At 68.9% G+C, this 12,447-nt stretch carries 8 protein-coding genes and 1 pseudogene; 5 read left to right on the top strand and 4 right to left on the bottom strand.

Annotated features, from left to right (window positions below; genetic code table 11):
* Window positions 1–828: 828 nt before the first annotated feature.
* A complete protein-coding gene (locus K307_RS33440; protein ID WP_042887708.1) occupies window positions 829–1,731 on the top strand; it encodes an acyltransferase in 903 nt (300 codons plus the stop codon).
* A gap of 47 nt (window positions 1,732–1,778) precedes the next feature.
* Here the strand turns inward: K307_RS33440 and K307_RS33435 are convergent, their stop codons facing one another.
* The 3 genes from K307_RS33435 to K307_RS33425 form a co-directional block, all read right to left on the bottom strand.
* A complete protein-coding gene (locus tag K307_RS33435) occupies window positions 1,779–3,623 on the bottom strand; it encodes an NAD(P)/FAD-dependent oxidoreductase (RefSeq protein WP_042885275.1) in 1,845 nt (614 codons plus the stop codon).
* A 25-nt stretch (window positions 3,624–3,648) separates the two neighbouring features.
* On the bottom strand, window positions 3,649–4,899 hold the full coding sequence (locus K307_RS33430) for a cytochrome c (RefSeq protein ID WP_042887706.1): 1,251 nt from the start codon (window positions 4,897–4,899) through the stop codon (window positions 3,649–3,651).
* 142 nt (window positions 4,900–5,041) lie between these two features.
* Entirely contained in the window at window positions 5,042–5,281 is a 240-nt protein-coding gene (locus tag K307_RS33425; protein ID WP_051975267.1) for a DUF2970 domain-containing protein, read from the bottom strand.
* Window positions 5,282–5,438: 157 nt separating this feature from the next.
* On the opposite strand from K307_RS33425, the gene K307_RS33420 reads away from it, so the two are divergent.
* The gene (locus tag K307_RS33420; RefSeq protein ID WP_042885274.1) at window positions 5,439–6,857 is read left to right on the top strand and encodes a PLP-dependent aminotransferase family protein; all 1,419 of its coding nucleotides are present in this window, start codon (window positions 5,439–5,441) and stop codon (window positions 6,855–6,857) included.
* Here K307_RS33420 and K307_RS33415 read toward each other — a convergent pair.
* Complete coding sequence (locus tag K307_RS33415) at window positions 6,854–8,311, bottom strand: glycine betaine ABC transporter substrate-binding protein (RefSeq protein WP_230626382.1); 1,458 nt, start codon at window positions 8,309–8,311, stop codon at window positions 6,854–6,856. The genes K307_RS33420 and K307_RS33415 overlap by 4 nt on opposite strands.
* Before the next feature lie 236 nt (window positions 8,312–8,547).
* On the opposite strand from K307_RS33415, the gene K307_RS33410 reads away from it, so the two are divergent.
* The 3 genes and pseudogenes from K307_RS33410 to K307_RS51225 all read left to right on the top strand — a co-directional run bounded on the left by K307_RS33410 (window position 8,548) and on the right by K307_RS51225 (window position 12,182).
* Window positions 8,548–9,558 carry a LysR family transcriptional regulator gene (locus K307_RS33410; RefSeq protein ID WP_042885273.1) on the top strand — a complete coding sequence of 337 codons (1,011 nt, stop codon included), beginning with the start codon at window positions 8,548–8,550 and terminating at the stop codon, window positions 9,556–9,558.
* Window positions 9,551–11,020 carry an FAD-dependent oxidoreductase gene (locus K307_RS33405; RefSeq protein WP_042885271.1) on the top strand — a complete coding sequence of 490 codons (1,470 nt, stop codon included), beginning with the start codon at window positions 9,551–9,553 and terminating at the stop codon, window positions 11,018–11,020. The genes K307_RS33410 and K307_RS33405 overlap by 8 nt, the downstream gene beginning before the upstream one ends.
* 32 nt (window positions 11,021–11,052) lie before the next feature.
* A pseudogene (locus tag K307_RS51225) lies at window positions 11,053–12,182 on the top strand (CMD domain protein).
* Window positions 12,183–12,447 lie beyond the last annotated feature (265 nt).

Genomic DNA, 12,447 nt, shown 5'->3' with positions numbered 1-12,447 from the left:
AAAAGGCGTAGGATTCAACTGGAGCCGAATCGCAGGGTTTTCCCCCACTCGATTCATGAGCGAAATAAATATGCGCCCCATGGAAATGGCATCATTATTCCGGCCAAAAAAAAGCCCGCGGATAAGCTCCACGGGCTGAGTCATGCTGCGGGACATCGGCCGCAGCATGTACTGCATGTTATAGGCGAGTCTTCAATGTAAATAAATAGAAACAAGCCCTCAGCGTGCGGCTGCCATCATTACATTTTCGTAATGATGGCAGCTGGTTCTCTCATTACATTTTTGTAATGCGGACAAACGGATCCCATCATTACATTTTTGTAATGGACAGGCATTTACGGCAGGCTTCGTTTCATTGCGGGGCTTCGTTATGTCACGGGATGACGTAATCGGAGCACGTATTCCGGAATTGCCGCGCGCAAAGGCATCCGTTCCGGCGCGAGCGTCGGTCTCGTGCCGGTCATGATGTGCCCGATGATTCTTGACGCGGCGATCTCGTACAATCGTTGCCGTAGTGGAAAGTGCATTGCGCGCCCGCTCCCGGCCGTTTTCCGCAGCCGGGACCGGTTACCCACGTGAGTCCGCCTGTTGACCGATTTCTTGCGAGATTCCTTCTGATGACGCTCGGGCTGCTGAACGGGAACCGGGGCCTCCGCAGGCTCCGCCCAACACCGCCCGCCTTGACCATGCGCAAGCCCTGTTCCAATCTCGGCCCGCAAACTCGCACCCATGAACACCATTCCTTCCTCGCCCTCCCGCGCCCCCGGTACCCCTGAACCGAAGATCGATGAACCGCCCGTGGCCTTGCGCCGGCGCCGCCGGGCTTTCCTGCCGAGTGGCCGCCTGGCCTGGATCACCGGCGTCGTGAGCTGGACGCTGCTGATCGCCAGCACCTTGTTCTGGTGCGCACTGCTGTTCCCGCTGGCGTTGCTGAAGCTGGCGCTGCCGTTCGCGGCGGTCCGGCGGCGCATCGATCCGCTGCTGAACGGGATCGCCACCGCATGGATTTCCGGCAATGCCGGCTGGTTTGCGTGGATCCAGCGCGGGCCCTGGGATGTCCAGGGCCATGACGGGCTGCGCTATGCCGACTGGTACCTGGTGAACTGCAACCACCAGTCGTGGGCCGATATCTTCGTGCTGCAGCGCTCGCTGAACCGGCGCATTCCGCTGCTGAAGTTTTTCCTGAAGCACCAGCTTATCTATGTGCCGGTGATCGGCCTGGCGTGGTGGGCGCTGGATTTTCCGTTCATGAAGCGCCATGGCAAGGCGCAGCTGCGGCGCAATCCCGCGATGCGGCGGCAGGACCAGGAAACCGCGCGGCGCGCGTGCGCGAAGTTCTCACTGGTGCCGACCAGCGTGATGGTGTTTGCCGAAGGGACCCGCTTTACCGAGGCCAAGCGCGAGGCGCAGGCGTCGCCGTATCGCCACCTGCTCAAGCCCAAGGCCGGCGGGCTGGCGGTGGCGCTGAATGCGATGGGGAGCAAGTTCCGCTCGATGATCGACGTCACCATCGCTTACCCGGAAGGTGCGCCGAGCTTCTGGGATCTCGCCTGCGGGCGCGCCGGCCCGGTGCTAGTGCGCATGCGGCAATTGCCGGTGCCGCCGTCTTTCTGCGAGGCCGATTACGGCAGCGACAAGGCCTTCCGGACCGAATTCCATCACTGGCTGGCACAGCAGTGGGAAGCCAAGGACGCCGAGATCGAGGCGCTGGTCGCCCCGCGCGCTGACTGACCGCTCCCGCCGGCGCAGCGCGAACGCCCTGCGCCGGCAGCCATTGCCTACCCGGGCAACCGGGTCACTGCCCGTTTCCCCTGCCCGATCGCTGCCGTCACCGACGGGCTGCCGGCATTGTCGCTGTTCGCGATGCTGATATTGCCCACCCCAGCCAGGCCGGGCCACACCGCATCGGGCGCGACGTTCTCGCCCGCCAGGCTGTCCGGCATGTAGCTGTAGCCGTGCGCCCAGCGGTTGACGGTGATGCCGCGGATCACTTCCCTGGAAGCAAAGCCGGCATGCCCGAGCATGCGGTCGAGCTGCGCGCGGATCTCGCGCTCGAGCGTGTCGAACGGCGTGCCGAGCAGCAAAGCGCGGCCGGCGCGGAAGCGATCGCGCGCGCGCATGCCGCTGTCGGGTACGGTAGGCACGTAGAGCATGTGCAGCACCGCCGGGTCGGAGGGCTGGTCGCCCGCCGGAGGTTCCAGCCACAGGTCGGTATAGGCCATGGCCGGTGCGTGGATGCGGCGCGTGCGCAGCCCGGCAAAGGCCTGCCAGTGGTCCAGCGCCACCTTGGTGTAGACCAGCGGCGCCTTGGCTTCGTCGTGCAGCACGGCCTTCTGCGCCGCCGGCAGCGACGGCAGCAGGTACGGGATCATCATGTTGTAGCCGGCCAGCACCACATGGCGCGCCTCGATGCGATGCAGGTCGCCGCGGAAGCCGTAGGTCACCCGCGTGATATTGCCGTCGGGCTCGACCGCGATCGCGGTGCTGTTCAGGCGCAGGCGCACCGGCGCGCCGTCGCGGTCCAGCCGGCTGTAGTCGAACGCGGCCGTGGCCACGTCGGCCGGCCTGGCGAGCGACGCCACGCCCGGGATCAGTTTCTGCACCAGCAGCCGCGCCAGCGAGGCGTTGCCGTCCGGGAACCACAGGCGCGACGCCGGCGACTTGCCGAGCCGCGCATTGCCCGCCGGCGCGGGCATGTTGGCGCCGGCCGGAAGCCCGATCGCGATCGCATCGGTGACGGAAATGCCATCGGCATCGAGCGCATAGGCATCGCTGCTGCGGCTGCGCAGGAAGCGCTGGCCGGCCAGGCCGATGCCGGCCTTGTCACGCAGGAAGGTGCTGTAGCGCAGCGTGCGCAATGCGGTGGCGCGCTCGGTCGCGGACAGGCCCGGCAGGTAGTCGGTGGTGCCGGCCGCCAGCCGCGCCAGCGCGGCACGGTCTGCGTCGGGCAGTGGCGTGCTGTCGAGAAAACGCTTCAGCGCCGCAGCCTCGGGACGATCCGGCCGCTGCCCGCTGCGCGCATCGATCAGCTCGCCGAAGGGATCGCCCACCACCCACTGGTCGCGGCCAAAATGCTCGGCATCGAAGAACACGGCGCGGCCCATGCCGAGCGCGGCATACGGGTCCGCGGGCGGCGTGACGGGCGGGCGCGCGGCGTCGAGCCCGATCCCCGCCAGCAGTTCGCGCACCGCGGCGTCGGTGGCGGCACTGGGCGGCATCTCCGCGCTGCCGCCATAGGTCACCAGCCGCTTGCCGCGCACCGTGAACTCATTGCGCTTGGCATGGCCGCCGAAGTCGTCGTGGTTGTCCAGGATCAGGATGCGGCGGTTGGCGCCGAAGCGGCGCCGGTAGAACCACGCCGCGGCCAGCCCGCTGAGGCCGCCGCCGACCACCACCAGGTCGTAGGCTTCGCGCGCCAGTACCACGGGATATTTGGCGCCCTCGCGCGCCAGGCTGTGGGCCAGCGTATAGGTGCCCGCGTGGTTGCCGCGCAGCCCGGTCAGCGCCGGCGGATACACCGCCCCACCCCCGGCCTGCTGCGCGTGCAGCAGCTGCACGGGGGCGAGCCCGGCGGCGATGGTCAGGGCGGTGCCGTTGAGGAAGTCTCTGCGCGTGATCGTCATCGGGTGCTCATCGAAAGGCTTCGGCTCAGCGCTGCCCGGCGAGCGCCTTGCGCCGCGCCGCCACCTCGGCTTCCCGCACCGGCCCGGCGCGGTTGCCCCAGCCGCCGCGGATAAAGGTCAGCACGTTGGCCAGTTCCTGGTCGTCCAGGGTCCAGCCATAGCCGGGCATATGGTAGTCCGCCGGCGCGGTGCTCACGCGCGCGGTTACGGCGCCGTCGAGCAAAAGATTCATCAGCGAGGCGGGGTCCGGGTCAGCCACGGTCGGGTTGCCGGCCAGCGGCGGGAACACGCGCGCGAAGCCCTTGCCGTCGGCGCCGTGACACGGCATGCAGAACACCGCGTACTGGCGCGCGCCGGCCTGGTCGAAGCGGCCCTGGTGCAGCTGCTGCGCGGTGGCGGAATCGGGCCGGAACGGCTTGTCCTCGCCGCGTGCGCCGGGGATCGACTTGAGGTAGGCGGCCACGGCATCGAGGTCGGCCGGGCTCATGTACTGCGTGGCGGTGGAGATCACCGTAGACATCGGCCCGAACGAGGTCGCGTGGCCATTGCGCCCGGTGCGCAGGAACTCGGCGATATCGGCGCGCGACCACGCGCCCAGGCCGGTGAGCTGGTCGCCGGTCAGGTTGGTGGCGGACCAGCCTTCCACGCTGGCGCCGGCCAGGAAGCGGCGGCTGCGCTCGTCCAGCCCCTTCTCGGCAAAGAGCGGGCCGCGCGGCGTGTGGCAGGCGCCGCAGTGGGCCACCGCCTGCACCAGGTAGGCGCCGCGGTTCCAGGCCTCGCCGCGTGCCGGGTCGGTGCGGACCGGGTCGTCGTCGAGGAACAGCACGTTCCACACGGACAGCAGCCCGCGCATGCTGAATGGCCAGCGCATCTCAGGCGCCGGGTTGCGCTGCGCGACCGGTGCCACCTCGGCGCGCAGGTAGGCGTAGAGCGCCGCCACGTCTTCGGCGCGCATGCGTGCGTACGACGGGTACGGCATGGCCGGGTACAGCCGCTTGCCGTCCCGCGCCACGCCCTTGCGCAGCGCGCGGTCGAATTCGGGCAGCGTGTAGGCGCCGATGCCGCTGGCCGCATCCGGCGTGATATTGGTCGAGTGGATGGTGCCGACCTCGGTGCGGAGCGGCAGCCCGCCGGCGAACGGCTTGCCGCCTTCGCGCGTATGGCAGGCGGCGCAGTTGGCGATGCGGGCGAGGTAGCGGCCGCGCTCGATCTGCTGCGCGTCGGCGCCGGTGGCGGCCAGCGCCAGGCGCGGCGCGGACAGCAGCGGCACCAGCATGGCCAGCGCCAGCCACAGCCAGGGCAGCAGGTGCGCCGGCAACGATGCGGCGGCGCGATGCCGCCCGGTGGGGCGAAACATGGGGACGGTCAGCTTGTTATCGAGTGGCGTTGTTTATCCATGCTGGCACAAACCCGGCCAATCAGGCCAGTGCAATCGCGGGGGTAATGGCGAAAGTATCGGCAGACACCTGCGCTGCCGCGCTGGACACGGCCCAGTTGGCCAGCAGCACCAAGCATGCCACCAACACGGCGGCCACCGCCGCGCCGGTCAGGATCAGCGGCACTGGGCGCAGGTTCTCCAGGTCGCGCTGGTGCTCCTGGCCCTTGCGCAGGCCGAAAAAACCCCACAGCACGGTTCGCAACAGCCTTAACTGACTCATGGCAGCTCCCTGGATAACGCCTGTGGATACAAGAGCGGATTATGCGCCGCCCGCGCCACCCATAACAGCACCAGATACTGGAAAAATTTACGTATCAGTTTGCCCGAGCAGGCGATAATTGGATTGGCCCCACCTCGTCCCCCTGCCCGCCCCCCCCATGAAACGGTACGAAACCCTCGCCGAAACCCTGGCCGCCGATATCCGCAACGGCAGCCTGCCGCCGGGCACGCGCCTGCCGTCGATCCGCAAGACCGTGGCGCAGTACGGCGTCAGCCCTTCCACCGCGTTCCAGGCCTACTACCGGCTGGAGGAACGCGGGCTGGTGCGGGCGCGCGAACGCTCCGGCTACTACGTGGCGGGTCCGGCACGGCGCGAGCTGCCGCAGCCGCAGGCGCGGCCCTCGCGCCAGGTGTCGACACAGGTGGATATCTCCAAGCTGGTGTTCTCGGTGCTGGAAGGCGCGCGCGACCGCAAGCTGGTGCAGTTCGGGTCGGCCTTCCCCTCGCCCGAGTTGTTTCCGTGGGAGCGGCTGGGCAAGTCGCTGGGGCGCGCGGGCCGCGCGCTCGACCCGTGGCATTCGGTCAACGACCTGCCGCCGGGCAATACCGCGCTGCGCCGGCAGATCGCGCTGCGCTACCTCGGCGCCGGCGCGCCGCAGCCGGCCGAGGACTTGGTCGTCACCAACGGCGCGCTCGAGGCGCTGAACCTGTGCCTGATGGCCGTGACCCAGCCCGGCGACGTGGTGGCAATCGAATCGCCCGGCTTCTACGCCTCGCTGCAGGCGCTGGAGCGGCTGCGCCTGAAGGCCGTGGAGATCCCGGTCGACCCGGCCGAGGGCATCGACCTGGGCGCGCTGGACACGGCGCTGTCGCGGCATCCGGTCAAGGCGTGCTGGTTCATGCCCCAGTTCCAGAATCCGCTGGGCGCCAGCATGTCGGAAGACAAGAAGAAGGCGCTGGTGGCACTGCTGGCGCGGCACCAGGTGCCCCTGATCGAAGACGATGTCTATGGCGAGCTTTACTTCGGCAACCGCTGTCCGTTGCCGGCCAAGGCCTTCGACACGCAGGGACTGGTGATGCATTGCAGCTCGTTCTCGAAGACGCTGGCGCCCGGCTTCCGCATCGGCTGGGTGGCGCCGGGCCGCTTCGGCGAGGCAATCCAGCGGCTCAAGCTGATGACCACGCTGTCGGCCGGTGTGCCCACGCAGGTGGCGCTGGCCGAGTACCTGCAGCACGGCGGCTACGACAAGCACCTGCGCAAGCTGCGCCACGTGCTGGAGATGCAGCAGGGGCTGATGATCGATGCAATCGGCCAGCATTTCCCGGAAGACGTGCGCGTGTCGCGGCCGGAGGGCGGCTACTTCCTGTGGGTCGAGTTCGCGGCGGGATTCGACGCGCTGGCGTTGCACCATGCCGCGCTGGAGGCCGGCATCGGTATTGCGCCGGGGCCGATCTTCTCGGCGCGGCAGGGGTATCGCAACTGCATCCGGCTCAACTACGGGCACTTGTGGAGCGACGAGGCAGAGGCCGCCGTCGCCACTCTCGGCCGGCTGATAGCACAGCAAGGGCAAGGCTAGCGCGCGTCGCGATGGCGGCGCAGCGCCCATTCGAGCGTCTCGAATCCCGCCTGCACCACCAGCGCCAGCACCGCGGCCGGGATCGCGCCGGCCAGCAGCAGCGTGGCGTCGTTGAGCGCCAGGCCGGTGGCGATGCGCTCGCCGAAGCCGCCCGCGCCAACAAAGGCCGCGATCGTCGCCGTGCCCACGCTGATGATGGCCGCGGTCTTGACGCCAGCCAGCAGCACCGGCAGCGCCAGCGGCAGTTCCACGTAGCGCAGCACCTGGCCGCCGCGCAGGCCCAGCGCGCGCGCCGCATCGCGCATGCCCTGCGGTACCTGTTCCAGCCCGGTGCTGGTATTGCGCACGATCGGCAGCAAGGCATAGAGAAACAGTGCCACCATGGCCGGCCACACGCCGATGCGGCCCAGCAGCGGGATCAGCATCGCCAGCAGCGCCAGCGACGGCACGGTCTGCAGCACGCTGACCGCGCCCAGTACCACTTGCCCGGTGCGGCGCCGTCTCGCCGCAACTATGCCCAGCGGCACGCCGACCAGCGTGGCCGCACCGACCGCGCCCGCCACCAGGCCGACATGGCGCCGGGCGAGGCGCGTGGTGTCCGGGCCGAACAGCGCGGACCACAGCCGGCTGCGCGGCGCGTCATTGCCGTTCGCTGCGTCCTGCGCCTGTGTGCCAGTGAGAAACGCGCGCGCAATCGCATCGAACGGCTGGCCGTCGATCTCGGCGGCCGCATTCATGGCGATCATGTCGTCGGCGCCGACGCGGCCAGCTAGCCGCTGCAGCGCCTGCCACGCCTGCGGGAAGCGTTGCGGCAGGTCCAGCCGGTACACCACCACCGCGTCGTAGCGCGGAAAGTAATGCCGGTCGTCCGCCAGCACGCGCAGCTTGTATTTGCGGATCTTGGCGTCGGTGGAATAGATGTCGATCGCATCGACCTGCCCTGCTGCCAGCGCTTCATAGGCGACGCCGTGGTCCAGCCCGACCGGGCGCTGCGGCAGGCCGTAGCGGCTGGCCAGTCCGGGCCAGCCATCGGCGCGGCCGAGGAATTCATGCGACAGGCCGAGCCTGAGCTGCGGCTGCGCGGCCAGGTCGCTGAGCCGGTGCAGGCTGCCGGGGGCCCGGCTGTCGGAGACGGCAAGCGCGTAGGTGTTCTCGAAGCCTAGCGGGATCGCCGCGCCCAGTCCCATTGGCGCCAGGGCCTTCTGGATGGCGTCGAGCCCGGCGCCGGGGGACAGCTTCAGGATTTCTGCGGCGAGCGTGCCGGTGTAGTCGGGATACAGGTCGATGCTGCCGGCCTTCAGCGCTGCGAACACGATCGCGGTGTTGCCCAGGCCCGGCTGGTGCTGGGCGGTGCCGGGCGGGCCGGCTGCCTGCGTCAGCAGTTCGCCAAGGATGTAGGACTCGGTAAAGCGCTTGGAGCCAACGCGCAGGCCATCCGCCGCGTGCGCAGGCATGGCGCCGGCGAGTGCTGCAGCGAGCACCCAGAGCCAGCCATGCAACAAGGCCCGTCCTGATCTTCCGATACCCCGACTGCCGCGGATCCAAGCCAAATCGTCTGTCCCGGTGGTGAGCCGGTGTGCGCCCGGCCTCGCTACATCATAGCTGCCACATGCCTTTATCCCGAAATAGTATTTGCTAACCGCATGATGAAGGCATCAGAATCCGGATTACGCATACAGCAACCTCCACCATGGAAATCCGGCAACTGGAAGCCTTCGCCGCAGTCGTGACCACTGGCAGCGTCACCGCCGCCGGGCGGCTGCTCGGCCGTTCGCAACCGGCGATCACGCGGCTGATCCAGGAACTGGAGGCCGAACTGGGCTTTGCGCTGTTCACCCGCAGCGGCCCGCGCGTGAGCCCGACCGAGCAGGGCTTCCTGCTCTATGACGAGGTCGAGCAGACGCTGGCCGGCATGCAGCAGATCCGCACGCGGGCCGCGGCACTGGCCCGCGGTGAAGGCCGCCCTTTGCGGATAGCCGCCACGCCGGCGCTTGCCGCCGGGCTGCTGCCGCCCGCGCTGGCGCTCGCCTTCGAACGCGGGCTGTGCACGCCCGAACGCGTCGAGGTGCAGAGCGTGTCGCCGGAACAGGTAGTGCACGCGGTGCTGACCGGCGCCGCCGAGATCGGCCTGAACAGCCTGCCGCTGGAGCACCGCGGCGTGACCGTGCACTGGATCGGCCAGTCTGCCTGTGTGGCGGCTGTCCGCAACGACGATCCCCTCGCCGCGCAGGCGTCCATCGCCCTGCACGACTGTGGCGCGCGCCGCATCGTCACCATGCAGAACCCCTACCGCCTGCGCCGGCGCGTGGACCGCGCGCTGGCCGGTGCCGGCGTGCCCGCGGCGGGCGTGATCGACACCAACACCTCGATCAGCGCGCTGACGCTGGTGCGCGCCGGGCTCGGCATCGCGGTGCTGGAGCCCGTGACCGCGCGCGGCCTGCCGCTGGCCGATATCGCCGTGCGGCCGATCGATGTCGATATTCCCTTCTACTTCGGCGTGATCACACCGCAGGCGCGCCCCGCCAGCACCGCGGTGCTGGGCCTGGTGCAGGCGGTGGCGGACGCCGCTGCGGCACTGCTGCCCGACCTGTTGCGGCGCGAGCCCGCCGAACACGGTGCGCTGCTGCAATCGCTCTATGGCGACGCCAGCGCCGACGCCGAAACGCTCTCACAAGATGCTGGACCTTCAAGCTATGACTGACCAACCCGCTCCCACCCTTGCCGGCCTGGCCGCGCTCGAAGCGCGCCTGCGCCAGGACCTGTCCTGGCTGGAACTGCCGGCCAAGGCCTGGACCATGCCGCGCACCCACGACGGGCACGACGTGCTCGACGTCGCCATCATCGGCGGCGGCATGGCGGGGCTGGCGGCCTGCGCCACGCTGACGCAACTGGGCATCCGCGTGCGCGCCTTCGACCGCGCCCCGCCAGGCTTCGAAGGCCCGTGGGCCACCACCGCGCGCATGGAGACGCTGCGCTCGCCCAAGCAGCTCACCGGCCCCGCGCTGGGCCTGCCGGCGCTGACCTTCCGCGCGTGGTTCGAAGCGCAGTTCGGCGAGGCCGCGTGGCAGGCGCTGGACAAGATCCCGCGGCTGCAGTGGATGGACTACCTGCGCTGGTACCGGCAGGTGCTGGCGCTGGATATCCGCAATGACCACCGCGTCGACCAGATCGTGCCGCGCGCCGACGGGCTGGTGGCGCTGTCGATGCAGACCCCGGACGGCCCGCAGACCGTGCTGGCGCGCCGCGCGGTGCTGGCCACCGGCCGCGACGGCCTGGGCGGCGCCTACGTGCCGCCGGTGGCCGACCAGCTGCCGCGCCACCTGTGGGCGCATTCGTCCGACGAGATGCATTACGCCACGCTGCGCGGCAAGCGCGTGGGCGTGGTGGGTGCCGGTGCCTCGGCGATGGACAGCGCCGCCACCGCCCTGGAAGCCGGTGCCGCCAGCGTCGAAATGCTGGTGCGCCGCCAGGACATCCCCCGCGTCAACAAGAGCAAGGGCGCCGGCAACCCGGGCCTGACGCACGGCCATTTCGGGCTGCCCGATGCTTGGAAATGGCGGCTGCGCCATTACATCAACACGCAGCAGGTGCCGCCCCCACGCGGCAGCACGCTGCGCGTGTCGCGCCATGCCAATGCGTACTTCAACCTGGGTGCCAGGCTGGAATCGATCGACGCGCAAGGCGACGTGCTGCAGGTACAGACGTCGCAGGGCACGTTCGAGCTGGATTTCCTGATCTTCTCGACGGGCTTCCGCATCGCGCTGGATACGCGGCCGGAGTTTGCTGCCTTCGCCCCGCATATCCGCTACTGGCGCGACCGCTACACGCCGCCGCATGGACAGGAGGACCGCGAGCTGTCCGACTCGCCCGACCTCGGCGAAGCCCTTGAATTCCGGGAGAAGACCCCTGGCGCCTGCCCGGGCCTCACGCGCATCCACTGCTTCTGCTATCCGGCAGCGCTGTCGCACGGCACCGTGTCGGGCGATATCCCGGCGATCAGCGATGGTGCGCGCCGGCTCGGCCAGGGCATTGCCGCGCTGCTGTACCAGGAAGACGTCGAACTGCACTATGCCGCGCTGCAGGACTTTGCCGAGCCCGAAGTCTTTGGCGACGAATGGACGCCGGCCCCGCCACCGGCGCAGCGCACCACCGCCAAGGTTTGAACCTGACACCCGACCTGAACGAAGAGAATCCGATGACCCAGCCCCCCGCGAACGCGGTCGACCTGATCGACCAGCTCACCGGCCTTGCGCCGGGCAGCGCCACGTACGCGCTGCGCCACCAGCGCGACAAGGTCGTGGCCGCCACGCAAGGCAGCTATGACGCGCTGTTCGACCCCGCCCTGCCCGGCCTGTCGCTGGCAGAGCGCCTGCTGGTCGCGTTGTACGCGGCGCGCCTGACGCCGTCGCCGGCGCTGGCGGCACACTACCGCGCGCGGCTCGAACAGAGCGGAGCCGATGCCGGCCACATCCGCATCGCAGCCGAAGGCCAGCCGCAAGACGTTACCGATGCGCGCCTGCGCGCCATGCTGGCCTTCACGCGCACGCTGATCGAAAAGCCCGTCGAAGGCGACCAGGCCGCGCTGCAGGCCCTGCCCGCCGCGGGCCTGGGCACGCCAGCCGTGGTCACGCTGGCGCAACTGATCGCCTTCCTGTCGTACCAGGTGCGGCTGGTCGCCGGCCTGGAGGCGCTGAAATCCCTGAACGACACCGCCGCCGGAGCCCAGGCATGAGCGAGAACATCAAATCCCACGGTTTCACCAACGAAGTGCTGGACTGGAAAGCCTGGCTCGATGTGGTCGAACTCGACCAGGCCACGCCCGAGCAGATCGCCGTGCTCGAAGAAAGCCACCCCAAGGCCAAGGTCCAGGACTACTACCGCTTCCTGGTGCACCAGCCCGAGATCCTGCGCCAGCGCTCCACCGCCTTCAACGCCATCATGTATGCCCCCGGCGGCATGCCACGCGCCGAGCGCGAGCTGGCGACCACGGTGGTATCGCGCATCAACGGCTGCGTCTATTGCGCGTCGGTCCATGCGCAGCGATTCGAGCAGCTGGCCAAGCGCAATGACGTCATCCGGGAGGTGTTCGAAGACCCGCGCACCGCCGGCACCACGGCGCGCGAGCAGGCGATCGCCCGGTTCTCGATCGAACTGACGGAGCGGCCGACCGAGGTCACTGCCGAGCAGCTCAAGCCGCTGCGCGAGGCGGGCGTGACGGATGTGGAGATCCTGGATCTGATCCACTCGGTTGCGATTTTTGCGTGGGCGAACCGGCTGATGCTGAATCTGGGGGAGCCGGTGTTTCCGCGGGAGGCAGGGGAATAAGCAGTTGGCAGGGCTACAGTCAAGCTGCGCTCCGGTTATGCTGTTGCCTTCATGAGGATTTCCCTTCTGGCGCGATGATTGCAGGCATCGGGGAAGATTTCTCATTGTGAGAGTCGTCCTCGTTTCCTTTGTCAGGATGCGGCAGTGTCGCCTATGCTGTCCCATGCGGCAGGTGCAAATCTGCGCAACTCTCAGAGAGAGAGTTCAAAAAAAGAAGGGGGAAGTCCCCAAAGCGGACCGCGCCATGAAGGATGCGCGTTCCGCG

It is taken from the genome of Cupriavidus necator A5-1, from assembly GCF_000744095.1.
Classification (GTDB): domain Bacteria; phylum Pseudomonadota; class Gammaproteobacteria; order Burkholderiales; family Burkholderiaceae; genus Cupriavidus; species Cupriavidus necator_A.
This window is presented reverse-complemented; position numbering and strand designations above follow the sequence as displayed.

What these genes read in the sequence shown, in the direction of transcription:
- K307_RS33430 (WP_042887706.1), bottom strand. Translation starts at nt 4,899, where the DNA reads ATGCTGGTGCCGCTGCTGTCCGCGCCGCGCCTGGCGCTGGCCGCCACC.
- K307_RS33425 (WP_051975267.1), bottom strand. Translation starts at nt 5,281, where the DNA reads ATGAGTCAGTTAAGGCTGTTGCGAACCGTGCTGTGGGGTTTTTTCGGC.
- K307_RS33405 (WP_042885271.1), top strand. Translation starts at nt 9,551, where the DNA reads ATGACTGACCAACCCGCTCCCACCCTTGCCGGCCTGGCCGCGCTCGAA.
- K307_RS33435 (WP_042885275.1), bottom strand. Translation starts at nt 3,623, where the DNA reads ATGACGATCACGCGCAGAGACTTCCTCAACGGCACCGCCCTGACCATC.
- K307_RS33415 (WP_230626382.1), bottom strand. Translation starts at nt 8,311, where the DNA reads ATGCCTGCGCACGCGGCGGATGGCCTGCGCGTTGGCTCCAAGCGCTTT.
- K307_RS33420 (WP_042885274.1), top strand. Translation starts at nt 5,439, where the DNA reads ATGAAACGGTACGAAACCCTCGCCGAAACCCTGGCCGCCGATATCCGC.
- K307_RS33410 (WP_042885273.1), top strand. Translation starts at nt 8,548, where the DNA reads ATGGAAATCCGGCAACTGGAAGCCTTCGCCGCAGTCGTGACCACTGGC.